Annotated in this window: 7 protein-coding genes; 4 read left to right on the plus strand and 3 right to left on the minus strand. The window is 67.8% G+C overall.

All coding sequences use genetic code 11. The features are described from left to right. The first annotated feature begins 507 nt into the window (after positions 1–507). The gene (locus AC5LXK_RS19200) at positions 508–1,320 is read left to right on the plus strand and encodes a hypothetical protein (protein WP_493393048.1); all 813 of its coding nucleotides are present in this window, start codon (positions 508–510) and stop codon (positions 1,318–1,320) included. Between the two features lie 17 nt (positions 1,321–1,337). On the opposite strand, the gene AC5LXK_RS19205 is transcribed toward AC5LXK_RS19200, so the two are convergent. After that, a complete protein-coding gene (locus AC5LXK_RS19205; protein ID WP_493393049.1) occupies positions 1,338–2,591 on the minus strand; it encodes a lipoprotein-releasing ABC transporter permease subunit in 1,254 nt (417 codons plus the stop codon). A 297-nt stretch (positions 2,592–2,888) separates the two neighbouring features. On the opposite strand from AC5LXK_RS19205, the gene AC5LXK_RS19210 reads away from it, so the two are divergent. Both AC5LXK_RS19210 and pbpC read left to right on the plus strand, forming a co-directional pair. After that, positions 2,889–8,900, plus strand: a complete 6,012-nt coding sequence (locus AC5LXK_RS19210; protein ID WP_493393050.1) for an MG2 domain-containing protein — start codon at positions 2,889–2,891, stop codon at positions 8,898–8,900. Positions 8,901–8,954: 54 nt separating this feature from the next. Continuing rightward, complete coding sequence (gene pbpC, locus AC5LXK_RS19215) at positions 8,955–11,366, plus strand: penicillin-binding protein 1C (RefSeq protein ID WP_493393051.1); 2,412 nt, start codon at positions 8,955–8,957, stop codon at positions 11,364–11,366. Positions 11,367–11,479: 113 nt separating this feature from the next. Here pbpC and AC5LXK_RS19220 read toward each other — a convergent pair whose 3' ends face one another. Further along, on the minus strand, positions 11,480–12,325 hold the full coding sequence (locus AC5LXK_RS19220; protein WP_493393052.1) for a GNAT family N-acetyltransferase: 846 nt from the start codon (positions 12,323–12,325) through the stop codon (positions 11,480–11,482). A 58-nt stretch (positions 12,326–12,383) separates the two neighbouring features. Then, on the minus strand, positions 12,384–12,722 hold the full coding sequence (locus tag AC5LXK_RS19225) for a helix-turn-helix domain-containing protein (protein ID WP_493393053.1): 339 nt from the start codon (positions 12,720–12,722) through the stop codon (positions 12,384–12,386). A gap of 78 nt (positions 12,723–12,800) precedes the next feature. Between AC5LXK_RS19225 and AC5LXK_RS19230 the strand changes: the two genes are divergently transcribed. Continuing rightward, entirely contained in the window at positions 12,801–13,700 is a 900-nt protein-coding gene (locus tag AC5LXK_RS19230) for a hypothetical protein (protein WP_493393054.1), read from the plus strand. Positions 13,701–13,870 lie beyond the last annotated feature (170 nt).

The following is a 13,870-nucleotide window of genomic DNA, read 5'->3' on the forward strand; positions in this document are numbered from 1 at the left end:
GCGATACACCCCCTGCGGCCTGGCCGGGTACTGCGTCGGATGAAGCGGAACTGCACCAGCAAAAGCGGCGGGCGAGACGGACAGGGCCTCTCCCGGTGCCGGCGCGCGCGGCATGGCACGCAAGCCGGCTGGCGCCGAGGCGATCGTCTCGGCGCGAACGGAAATCGTCAGTGCGACGGCGGCACGAAATGAATGCAGGAGTACGAATTAAATGCGGGCATGCCCGAGCTTCCTTCAGGTTTCGGATGAAACGGAACGGCACGATGCGATGAGGCGGGAGTGTTGCGAACGGCGGTGCTGCAACGGCAGGAAAGCGCGACGCGAGTCGGCACGGCTGGCCGGAATGCTTTCCGGAAGCTTGCGCAAAAGTTATCTCAGTGAAATGTCCGTGTCAAACTTTTTTAGCTTCGGTCAAACAAAGTTTCAGCGCGTGTGCGGTGTGCGGCCTCAACTTCCGCTGAATCCTTCCGTAAACAATAAAAAACAGTCTGAAAGGAGAGAGAGGGCATGACGATTTCGGTCACGGCGGCGGGCAGCCTTTCGCCCGCGCAGATGGCGCAGGCGGCGCTCGACGGGCGCCAGCAGACGGACACGACGGCATCCGGGGCATCGCAGGAGCAGCCGATCCGCATCCGGGCGGTGGATCCCGAGGCGATGCAGGCGGCGATGACGAAGCAGTTGTCGATGGTGGGCGACCTGACGATGAAGCTGCGCGGCGTCACCGATGCGCTCGCGACGAGCATGCAGGACATCGTCGCGAAGCGCCCGGACCTGGCCGATGCGCAATTCGACTTCATGACCGACAACGGCCGGATCAAGGTCGTGTCGAAGACGATGACGGACAGCGATCGCACCTGGGTGGAGTCGACCCTGAACGCGAACGCCGGCCTCGTGCTCGCGACGCGCGATTTTCACGAGCAGGCCGTCGATATCGCCGCGCAAGGCGCGGCCGTGCGCGGCGACACGTTCACGGACAGCGATCGCGCGGCGGCCAGCCAGGGCGCCGACGCGCGCTTTCATTTCATGAGCCTGCTCAACCAGTCGGTCGCGAACAACCCGCCGCCCGTGCCGCCCGGCGGGCACTTCACCACGCAGGACGGCACGCCGCTGAAGATCGAGCAATCGGCCGGCAGCGCGCGCGGCACGCTCGCGCTGCTGAATACGGCGCGCCAGTTGTCGTCGGGTGCGGCGATCTTCGTCGACCGATCCGGCGAGAAGTCCTACGGCATGCGCGCGGAACTCGTCAGCGTCGGCTTCGACGTGCTCGCCGGCTACACGCCGGACGGCGGCAACAGCGTCGGCTTCCACGAGATCGCCTGACGCCGCGCCGGTTGCACTTACTCGTCGCGCAGCGCCTCGGCCGGCCGCACCCTCGCGGCGCGCCAGCTCGGGTACAGCGTCGCGACGCACGACATCAGGAACGCGGCCGACGCGATCTCGATCACGTCGACTGCCGAGAGCTTCGACGGCAGCGAACTGAGGAAGTACACGGACGGCGTCAGGAAGTGAATGCCGAGCAACCGTTCGATCGCCGGCAGCACCCACGGGATGCTGGCCGCGATCGCGCAGCCGAGCGCGACGCCCGCCAGCGTACCGGCGAGGCCGATCGTCATCCCCTGGATCGCGAAGATCTTCATGACCGACCGGGGCGGCGCGCCGAGCGTGCGCAGGATCGCGATGTCGCCCTGCTTCTGCGTGACGGTCATCACGAGCGATGACACGAGGTTGAACGCGGCGACCGCGACGATCAGCATCAGGATCAGCGACAGCATCCGTTTCTGCAGCCGCTCGGCTTCGAACCACGTGCGGTTCTGTCGCGTCCAGTCGCGGATATAGAGGTCGCCCGACAGCGTGCGCGACAGCGCGAGCGCGATCTCCGGCGCGCGCTGCAGATCGTCGAGGCGCAGCCGGATGCCGGTCGGCGCGGGCACGTTGAACAGCTTCTGCGCGTCGCGGATGTGGATGTATGCGAGCGCGCTGTCGTACTGGTAGTGGCCCGACTCGAACGTGCCGACCACGTTGAACTGCCGGAACTGCGGCAGCGCCTCGCCGATGCGCGCGGTGTTGCCGGGCGCGAAGAACGTGATGCGGTCGCCGATCTTCACGTGCAGCGCGTCGGCCAGCGCGGCGCCGAGCACGATGCCCATCTCGCCCGGCACGAGCGCGTCGAGGCGGCCGGTCTTCAGCTTGCGCGCGATCTCGGACACGCGCGGCTCGAGCACGGGATCGATGCCGCGCAGCGCGACGCCCGTCACGCTGCCCGCATTCGTCAGCAGTGCCTGTGCGTCGACGTAGGGTGCGATCGCACGTACGGCCGGGTTCTGCAGCGATTCGTGCGCGGTCAGCCGCCAGTCGGGCATCGAACCGGCCGGCGAGAAGATTTCCACATGCGCGAGCACCGACAGCATCCGGTCGCGCACTTCGGTCCGAAAACCGTTCATGACGGACAGCACGACGATCAGCGCGGCCACGCCGAGCGCAATGCCGGCCATCGCCGCGCCGGCGATGAACGACACGAAGCCGTCGCCGGCCGAGCGCCGGCCGCCGCGCGCGTAGCGCAGCCCGATCTGCCATTCGAACGGGAGTTTCAAGCGGTTTCCTTTCATTTCGATTCGATCCTGCCGAGTCGCGCATTCTAGCGAACGCGGCGCAGCCGCGTGCAGAGGTCGTGCAGCGCGCCAAATGCCGCCCGACCGGCCGGTCGCCCGACAGCGTTGCGCGGCGGCACACCGATATTTCCATCGTTTCGGGTCTGATCGATAATGGCGTCCAGCATCCGGTCGAATATTCCAAGTACTACGGCGCAACCGGGCCGCGCCGTCACAGACCCATAACAATTCGGGGAAGGTTGCCGCGTCGGGCAGCATGTCCTTGACAAGGAAACAACAATGGATTTGCTGCGCTTCCTGCTGCTCCTGCCGATTCGCGTGGCGGGCTTCGTCTGGTGGCTGCTCGGCTGCGCGCTGCGGCCGCTGGTCGGCAACGTGTCGTGGACGGCGCCCGCGTGGATGGGCATCACCGTCGCGGCCGTGCGCCGCCGTCCGTGGCATGCCGGCGGCATCGTGCTGCTCGCGGCCGCGCTCGGCTACGGCGGGTACTGGTTCAAGCATCGCCCGAAGCCGCCCGAGCCCGAAACCGTCACTTTCACCGTGAAGGCGCCGGCGATCACGACCTACGAGGTCGACGATACCGACAAGCCGAAGATCACCGTGCATCCGCTCGAAGTGGCGTTCGCGCAGTCGGCCGCGCCGATCGAGCTGGTCGGCAAGCCGGCCGGCGACGGCATCGAGATGACGCCCGCACTGAAAGGCGCGTGGGAGTGGGTCGACGACAAGACGCTGCGTTTCACGCCGGCGGCCGACTGGCCGGTCGGCGCGCACGTCGAGGTGCGTTTCGCGGTGCACCGGGTGTTCGCGCCGCAGGTGATCATGCACGACGACCGTTTCGCGTTCGACCTGCCGGCCTTCGCCGCGACGTTCGGCAACAACGAGTTCTACCAGAACCCCGACAATCCGGCGGAAAAGCAGGCGCTGCTGCAGCTGCGCTTCAACTATCCGGTCGATCCGGCCGAGTTCGAGAAGCGCATCGGCCTCGTGCTGGTCGGTCGCGACGGCAAGACTGCGTCGCCGCTGCGCTATACGGTCAACTACGACAAGATGAAGACGAGCGCGTGGGTCTACTCGCAGCCGCTCGAGATTCCGCGCGATCCGCTGTCGGTGCGGCTCGACGTCGACAAGGGCGTGAAGAGCGCGCGCGGTGGCAACGGCACGCCGGACGTGCTGCACGCGTCGGTCGGCGTGCCGGGTCTGTACAGCCTGTCGATCGACAACATCGCGCCGACCCTCGTCGACAACGAGCGCTACGAGCCCGAGCAGGTGCTCGTCGCCGAAACGTCCGACGGCGTGCGCAGCGCCGATCTCGCCGCGCGCGCGAAGGCGTGGGTGCTGCCGAAGCGCAAGCCGGGCGTCGACCAGTCGGACGACGATCCGCCGTACGAATGGAACGTGGCCGACATCAGCGACGCGGTGCTGAAGCAGTCGAAGCCGCTGCCGCTCGAAGCGGTGCCGACCGAGAACGATTTCGCGACGCTGCAGAGCTTCAAGTACCACGCGACGCCGGGCGACCGCATCGTCGTGCGGTTCGAGGGCGACCTGAAATCGGCCGGCGGCTACCTGCTCGGCAAGCCCGTGACGAGCGCGTTCACGGTGCCCGACTATCCGAAGCTGCTGCGCTTCATGGCCGACGGCTCGCTGCTGTCGATGAGCGGCAGCAAGCGGCTGTCGGTCGTGTCGCGCAACCTGCCGGGGATGAAGGTCGAGATCGGCCGCGTGCTGCCCGACCAGCTCCAGCATCTCGTGAGTTTCAACAACGGCACGTACGCACGGCCCGAGCTGTCGTATTCGTTCAGCGAGGATCACATCGTCGAGCGCTTCGTGCAGACGCGCGCGTTCCCGGCCGGCGACCCCGGCAAGGCGCATTACGAAGGCATCGATCTCGGCCAGTACCTGAAGGGCGGCAAGCGCGGCGTGTTCCTGCTGCACCTGTCGAAGTACGACCCGGCAGCCGAGAAGAAGAAGGCCGACGATGCGAAGGACAGCGATGCATCGTCGGACGACAGCGGCCAGGATCAGTCCGGCAACGCCGATTCGAGCGGCAGCAACGGCAACGGCGACGACAGCGACAACAGCGACAACGCGCTCGGCGACACGCGCCTGATCGTCGTGACCGATCTCGGGATGCTGGTCAAGAAGGCACTCGACGGTAGCCAGGACGTGTTCATCCAGTCGATCCGCACGGGCAAGCCGGTGGCGGGCGCCACCGTGTCGGTGCTCGCGGTGAACGGGCAGGCGCTGTTCACGCAGACGACCAGCGCCGACGGCGCCGTGCATTTCCCCGCGTTCAAGGGGCTCGACCGCGAGAAGCGTCCGCAGCTGTACCTCGTGAAGAAGGGCACCGACCTGTCGTTCCTGCCGGTGGCCGGCCGGGACCGCCAGCTCGACTTCTCGCGCTTCGACGTCGACGGCGAGCGCAACGCAACGGGCCAGGGGCAGCTGTCAGCGTACCTGTTCTCGGATCGCGGCCTGTACCGGCCCGGCGATCCGTTCCACATCGGCCTGATCGTGCGCGCGGCCAGCTGGGCGCGCAGCCCGGCCGGCGTGCCATTGCAGGCGGAGATCGTCGACCCGCGCGGGATCACCGTCGAGCGCAAGCCGGTGACCGTCGACGCGACGGGCTTCACCGAGCTCGGCTATACCACGACCGAAACGGCGCCGACCGGCACGTGGACGGTCAACCTGTACATCGTCAAGGACGGCCAGCCGGGAGCCGAACCGATCGGCAGCACGACGGTGCAGGTGAAGGAATTCCTGCCCGACCGGACGAAGGTCGACGCGAAGCTGTCGCAGCAGGTCGTCGAAGGGTGGGTGAAGCCGAAGGGGCTGAAGGGCATCGTCGATGCGCAGAACCTGTTCGGCACGCCGGCCGAGAAACGCCGCGTCGCGGCGACGCTGACGCTGCGCCCCGTGTGGCCGTCGTTCCGCAGCTGGCAGGGCTATCACTTCTTCGATGCCCGCCGCGCGAAGGAGGGCTATACGACGACGCTGCAGGACGGCACGACCGACGACAAGGGCCATGCCGAGTTCGATCTCGACCTCGACAAGTACGCGGATTCGACCTACCAGCTCTACTTCCAGGCGAAGGCGTATGAAGCGGAAGGCGGGCGCAACGTCGCCGCGAACGCGCAGACGCTCGTGTCGAACAACGACTGGCTCGTCGGCTACAAGTCGGTCGACGATCTCGGCTACGTGAAGCGCAACAGCCCGCGCACGGTGCGGCTCGTCGCGATCGATCCGGGTGCGAAGGCGATCGACGTGAAGGACTTGCGCGCGCAACTCGTCGAGGAGCGCTACGTGTCGGTGCTGACCAAGCAGGATTCCGGCGTATACAAATACGATTCGCGCTTGAAGGAAGTGCCGGTCGACGAGAAGCCGCTGACGATTCCGGCGGCCGGGCTCGACTTCGCGCTGCAGACCGACAAGCCGGGCAGCTATGCGCTCGTGATCCGCCGCGCCGACGGCACCGCGGTGAACCGGATCGAGTATTCGGTCACGGGCGACGCGAACGTCACGCGTTCGCTCGACCGCAACGCCGAGCTGCAGGTGAGCCTCTCGAAACACGATTTCAAGCCGGGCGAGCAGGTGGAAATCGCGATCCGCGCGCCTTACGCGGGCAGCGGCCTGATCACGATCGAGCGCGACAAGGTGTATGCGCATGCGTGGTTCCATGCGGACACCACGAGCTCGATCCAGCACATCACGGTGCCGGCCGGCTTCGAAGGGAACGGCTACATCAACGTGCAGTACATTCGCGATCCGTCATCGGACGAGATTTTCATGAGCCCCCTGAGCTACGGCGTCGTGCCGTTCTCGGTGAACCTCGACGCACGCCGCAACGCGGTGACCGTCGATGCGCCGGCGCTCGTGAAGCCGGGCGACACCGTCAACTTCACCGTGCATTCGGCGAAACCGTCAAAGGTCGTCGTGTTCGCGGTCGACGAGGGCATCCTGCAGGTCGCGCGCTACAAGCTCGGCGATCCGCTGAAGTTCTTCTTCCGCAAGCGGATGCTCGAAGTCGGCACGTCGCAGATCCTCGACCTGATCCTGCCGGACTTCGAGAAGCTGATGGCGATGGCCGCGCCCGGCGGCGACGCCGACGACGCGATCGGCCGCCAGCTGAACCCGTTCAAGCGCAAGCGCGACAAGCCGGTCGTCTACTGGTCGGGAATCGTCGACGTGAACGGCGACACGCGCCTGAGCTACACGGTGCCGGATTACTTCAACGGGAAGCTGCGGGTGATGGCCGTATCGGTGTCGCCGGACCTGGTCGGTACGTTCGAAGGCGCGACGACGGTGCGCGGCGATTTCGTGCTGTCGCCGAACGTGCCGACGACGCTTGCACCGGGCGACGAGGCCGACGTCAGCGTCGGCGTCGCGAACAACCTGACGGGCGTCGGTAACCAGCCGGTGCCGGTGGCGGTCACGCTGAAGACGGGCCCGCAGCTGCAGGTGATCGGGCCGGCGACGCAGAACGTCGCGCTCGCGCCGCAACACGAGGGCGTCGCGCTGTTCCGCGTGAAGGCGACCGACACGCTCGGCTCGGGCGCGCTGTCGTTCGGTGCGCGCTACGGTGCGAAGGGCGCGCAGCAGCGCGTCGACGTGTCGGTGCGGCCGGCCGCCGCGTTCCGCACGCAGCTCGACATCGCGCGGCTCGACCCGGGCAAGAAGGCGAGCGTGCCGAACCTGCGGTCGATGTACGACGCGTATGCGTCGCGCGACGCGAGCATCTCGACCGCGCCGCTCGTGCTGTCGGAGGGGCTGTCGTCGTATCTCGTCAACTTCGACCACTACTGCAGCGAGCAGATGGTGAGCGCGGTCGTGCCGCGCGTGTTCGCGGCGAAGTGGCTGTCGGTGCGCGCGCTGACGAGTGCGATGCATGCGCCCGAAGCCGGTGTCGACGCGGCGAACGCGAGTGCGATCGCGCAATTCCTCGGCGTGCTGCGCAGCCGGCAGAACGCGCAGGGCGGCTTCGGCCTGTGGAGCGCGACGCCCAATGCCGATCCGTTCGTGTCCGCATATGCGATGCACGTGCTGCTCGACGCGCGCGATCGCGGCATCGCGGTGCCGAAGGACATGCTCGATGCGGGCAATGCGTATCTGCAGAAGCTCGCCGCGAACGATTCGCTCGGCTCGCTCGACCTGTTGCGGCAGCGTGCGTACGCGGTGTACCTGATGACGCGCCAGGGCAACGTGACGACCAACAGTCTCGCGGCCGTGCAGAAGCGGCTGCAGGATGCCTATCCGAACGACTGGAAGAACGATCTCGCGGCCGCATGGCTCGCCGCGTCGTATCAGCTGCTGAAGCAGGACAAGGAAGCTGCCGCGCTGATCGCGGGCCCGCAGGCGTTGCTCGAACGCAAGCATGCGTCCGACGGCGGCTACGTGACCGGCTACTACATCGATCCGCTGACGCGCGACGCGAGCGTGCTGTACCTGCTCGCGAAGCACTTCCCGGAGCGCGTGCGCAAGCTGTCGCCGCGCGCGATGGACAACATCGCCGCGCCGCTCGTCGACAACCGCTACAACACGCTGTCGTCGGCGATGACGATCCTCGCGCTCGATGCGTACGCGGCGTCGAACGCGGGCCAGCTCGACCAGCTCGCGATCGACGAATTGCGCGCGGGCGCCGCGCCGAAGGACGTGTCGTCGATCCAGGCGAACCTCGTGCGCTCGGGTACGTGGGCGGCCGGCGCGTCGCGCGTCGATTTCGTGAACGGCAGCGCGTTGCCCGCGTGGTGGGTCGCGAGCCAGTCGGGCTACGACCGCGGCACGTCGACGAAGGCGATCAAGAACGGGCTGGAGATCGTGCGCGACTACACCGACACGGACGGCAAGCCGCTCGACAAGATCACGCTCGGCCAGGAGATCGACGTGCACCTGAAGATCCGCGCGACCGGCTCGGCGAGCGTCGGCAACGTGGCGATCGTCGACCTGCTTCCGGGCGGCTTCGATCCGGTGATCGCGCCGCCGCCCGCGACCGACACGCAGGACGGCGACAGCAACGGCGACGGCAGTGCGTCGGCGCCGGTGGCCGATGCGCCGTGGCGTTCGCCGATCGGCGTGAAGGGCTCGACGTGGCAGCCGGAGTTCGCGGACATTCGCGAGGATCGCGTGGTGATCTACGGCACCGCGACGACCGACGTGCGCGAGTTCGTCTACCGGATCAAGGCGAGCAACGCGGGCCGCTTCATTGCGCCGCCGGCCTACGGCGAGTCGATGTACGACCGCCGCGTGCAGGCGCAGGCGCCGGGCGGCACGACGCTCACGGTGGAGCGCGTGCGATGACGATGCGGCTGCACCGGCGCGGCGGGCCGCGCCGGGTGCGAGGAGTGCCCGGGCGTGGCTGATGCATCGGTGTTCCGGCGCGCGCTGCACGGCGCGGGCCGCTGGCTGCATCGCTGGCAGAACTGGCTCGTCGGCGCGCTGCTCGTGTTCGGCGTGCTGGTTGCGTGCCGACTGTGGCCGCATCCGCCGCTGCGCGACTGGAAGCCGTCGTCGGTCGCGGTGACGGATGCGCAGGGCCGGTTGCTGCGCCTGACGCTCGCGAAGGACGACCGCTACCGGCTGTGGGTGCCGCTCGACCGGATGTCGCCGCAGCTCGTCGAAGCCGTGATGCTGCACGAGGACCGCTGGTTCTGGTGGCATCCGGGCTTCAACCCGTACGGGCTCGCGCGCGGGGCGTGGATCACGTACGTGCGCGGCGGCAATCCGCAGGGCGGCTCGACGCTGACGATGCAGCTCGCGCGCTCGCTGTGGAAGCTGAACACGCGTACGCCGGCCGGCAAGCTCGCGCAGGTCGCGCGTGCGCTGCAGCTCGAACTGTTCTACTCGAAGCGGCAGATCCTCGAAGCCTATCTGAACGATGCGCCGTACGGTCGCAACGTCGAAGGCGCGGGCACCGCGAGCGTCGTCTATTTCGACCGGATGCCCGATGCGCTGACGCTGCCCGAGGCGCTCGCGCTCGCGGTGATTCCGCAGGACCCGGCGCGGCGCGTGCGCGGCGGGCAGGACGAGATCAACCGCGCGCTGGCTGCGTCGCGCAACCGGCTGTACGCGCGCTGGTTGACGAAGCATCCGGGCGATGCGTCGTTCAAGCCGCTGTTTGCATTGCCGCTCGCGATGCGGCCGCTGTCCGCGCTGCCGTTCGATGCGCCGCATGCGGTCGACCAGGCACTTGCCGCACGTAACGCGTGGCGTGCGACGTCGGGCGGCGCGGCGGATGACAGCGACGCCGGCGCGCGGCTCGTGACGACACTCGATCTCGACCTTCAGCGTACGCTCGAACGGCAGATCGCACGCTATGTCGCGCGTAACGACACGCGCGGCGTGCGCAACGCGGCCGCGATCCTCGTCGATACGCGCGACATGGGCGTGAAGGCGCTGGTCGGCTCCGCGAACTTCTTCGACCGCTCGATCGACGGACAGGTGAACGGCACGCTCGCGCGGCGCTCGCCGGGCTCGACGCTCAAGCCGTTCATCTATGCGCTCGGCTTCGACCAGGGCGTGCTGCATCCGCAGACCGTGCTGCGCGACGTGCCGACTTCGTTCGGCCCGTATGCGCCGGAGAATTTCGACGGTCATTTTCTCGGGCCGATCACGGCGACCGATGCGCTGAACCGCAGCCGCAACGTGCCGGCCGTGTGGGTCGCGTCGCAGCTCAAGTCGCCCGACCTGTATCAGTTCCTGCAGGAAGCGGGCGTACGCCGGCTCGCGAGCGCGCAGCACTACGGGCTCGCGCTCGTGCTCGGCGGCGGCGAAGTGACGATGCAGAATCTCGCGGCGCTGTACGCGATGCTCGCGAATCGCGGCGAGTTCCGGCCGCTGAGGCTGCGCGCGGACGAGCCGGCGCTGCCGGGCCGGCGGCTGCTGAGCGCCGAGGCGAGCTACATGACGATGGACATGCTGCGCCAGCACCTGCGCCCCGACGAGACGAGCGGCGCGCAGCCGTCGAGCGTGCCCGTGTACTGGAAGACCGGCACGTCATGGTCGTTCCGCGATGCGTGGACGGCCGGCGTGTTCGGCCCGTACGTGCTGGTCGTGTGGGTCGGCAACTTCGACAATTCGACGAATACGGCGTTCGTCGGCGTCGATGCGGCCGCGCCGCTGTTTTTCCAGGTCGTCGATGCGATGAATGCCGAGCGCACGCTCGTCGAGCCGCCGCGCTCGATGCCGCCGCGGCTGAAGCGCGTGCGGATCTGTCTCGCGAGCGGCGACCTGCCGAACGAGTGGTGTCCGCAGCAGGGCTGGACGTGGTTCATTCCGGGCACGTCGCCGATCCGCGTGAGCACCGTGCACCGGCCCGTCGTGATCGACGATGCGACGGGGAAGGCCGCGTGCCCGCCGTACGACGGCAAGCGCACGCATACGGAGATCTTCGAGTTCTGGCCGTCGGATCTGCAGCAGGTGTTCGCGCAGGCCGGCATTCCGCGCCGACGGCCGCCGCAGAATGCGGACTGTCGCGATGCGGGGCAGGTTGAGGGCGACCCGCCGCGCATCACGTCGCCGGTGCGCGGCAGTACCTATGCGATGCGGGTGAAGAGCACGGAGGACACGCGCATCGCGTTCAACGCGACGGCCGATGCGAGCGCGCATGCGCTGTACTGGTTCGTCAACGACGCGTATGTCGGCCGCAGTACGCCGGGCGATGCGCTGTTCTGGCAGCCGCGGACGGCCGGCAACTATACGGTGCGGGTGGTCGACGATCACGGGCGCAGCGATCAGCGGCCGTTGGGGGTGGGGCTGGAGCAGTAGCGGGGCGCGAGCGGTGTTGCGGTTGCTGCCGTGTGGCCGTGACGTATGGCCCGATCATGCATGCGCATGCGCCGATCCGCGTTCGTGCGACGCGGTCGGCGCTGTCTGTGCCCTTATCCCAACTCGAACGACGTCACGCCGAACACGCGATCGATCGCAATCGCCGGCGTTTCTTTCGTGTACATCCGCGCGGTTTCGAACACGCTCGTCATCCCATGGTGTTCTGCCAGCGCGACGGCCGCGGGATTCGTCTCCGGTACGTCGAGCACGATGACCTCGCCGGGCATGCGGGCCGCCAGTGCACGAAACAGCCCGGTGGCGACGTCCGCGTCGTCGGCGAACAGCGGGCCGATCTTGCAGCCCGCGTTGCAGCGACGCACGACGCCGTAGCCGGCGACCCGGTCGCCATCGACCGTTGCGAGCGCAACGGCATCCGGCTGCGCGATCCATGTGGAGACGAAACGCTCGCGCGCAGCGGGAAAACACTGGCGATCGTATGCAAGCAACTGGTCGAACGGCACGTCGGCCGCGGCGATGACCTGTGCGCAGCCGATGCCGCCGACGTGCCCCTGATAGCGGATGTTGCGGTACGCGAGCCGGAAGCCGGACTTCCGGTAGTTCGCCTGCTGGGCGACGACGCCATCGAGCCCGATGTTGCGACCGCCGAGGTAGCGCATGCCATGCTGCCAGACCCGCATGCCGAAGCCTTGGCCGCGAAATGCGGGTTTGACGATGTAGAGGCCGATGAAGCCGAAGTGCTCGTCGTATGCGACGGCGGCGAGGCACGCGACGGGCCCGCCGCGCCAGACGCCGACGAAGAAGCCGGCCGGATCCGCCTCCCGGAAACAGTGCGGATCGTGCAGGCCGGGGTTCCACCCTTCGGCCGCGGCCCATTCGACCGACATGGCGACCTCGTCGGCCGACATGGTGCGTACGATGAAGTTGTCGTCTCGATCCATGGTTCGCCCTCGTGCTGCTGACCGATTCATCATAGTCGCGGGGGCGGGCGGTGCTTGGTTACCCGTCATCCACCTTCGCCTGTAGCCCCTTCAACCCCTGAATCACGACCAGCAGCGCGCGCCCGTGCTCGTCCGAGCCGTCCCATGCGTCGACGATCGCGTCGCGCAGCAGGTCGTTATAGCGGCGGCGCGACGGCTCCGTATCGACTCCATAGAAACTGCATAGCTTATTGAATGGCGCGCTGCGGCGCAGCCGCCGCCCGTCCGACAACCTAAGACGCGATACGGTCGGCTGGCTGACCCCGGAAAGTCGCGCTATTTCGCTGGATGAGCGTGTATCTGCCAGCAGGCGGCGCAACAGGTCTTGAACGGGAAAATCTTGGTCCGGGGCTTCCATGCGATGCATTATACCTATACAGTTACGGCTGTTGAATGGGCTTGCTGTCACCAGCGAGGCTGTATCCCGAGAAAGTTGATGACACTGAAACACCTCCCACCCACGTTCTGCTGGACCAAGATCGGTACCGAGTCCGGCGAGGAACTGCCGACCGTCGTGCTCCGCAAGGAATGGGAGCGCCGGCTCGGGGGCGGGCGTTTTCTGTGGGGCATCAACCAGCCGCTCGGCAGCAGCGCGCAAGTCGCCGCGCATCGCACGGGCTCGCTGCTCGCGCTGTTCTCGCCGGTCGCATCGCGCCCGCGCGCGGGCGAGCGCAAGGACGCGCTGCTGTGGAATGCGTGGGTCGACACCAGCGGCCAGGTGCGGCCGCTGCCGCCGCATACGTTCATCGCCAGCCGCTCGACGTTGCCGTCGGGCCGGCGCCGCGAGCAGCACTACGCGCTCGTGTGCGCGTCATCCACCGCGCTGACGGTCGGCACGCAGCTGCGCGTGTTTCCCGACCACCTGCGCAGCGTGAGCACCGGCAAGCCGCTGGGCGCCGCACAGGGTGCGGCCGTGGTCGATTGCGTCGGGCGTGCGAAGGAGCAGACCGGCAAGAGCTATCCGCTCGCGCTGTCGGTCGAACTCGAGGCACCGTATTTCGTGCGGCTCGCGCAGCCGTGCGTGCTGAAGGCGCGCGATCTCGCGGAAGTGAACAAGGCCACGCGTGCGGGCGATTTCGATCGCTTCGTCGAGCTCGTCGCGCGCTTGCGCGGCCGCTCGCCGACGGATGCCGTGCGCGGTGTCACGCGCGATCTGTTCGACGTGCAGCCGATCGAAACGGCGGCCGCGTATGTTGCGCCCACGCATGTCGCGCGCATGCGCAATCGGCCCGCAGCCGAACATCCGCGCGATCTCACCGGCGATCTGTTCGACCTGTCGCCGGGCGAGGCGGCCGTGTTTGCAGGGCTTGCGCATCCGCGCATCGGGCGCGCGTGACGAACGGCGCGACGCAGGTCGCGCAAGAATTTGTTGCAATCTCGCCGTAGCGGATCGGCGAGCGCAGAGGGACAATCGGCTGGAAGCGCGCTGCGCGGCGGCCGATGCGTCGATACTCGATGAGTCGTGGTTCACGCCGCCGACATGCGCACCACGCACACTGGGCGTCG

Source organism: Burkholderia pulmonis, from assembly GCF_984667975.1.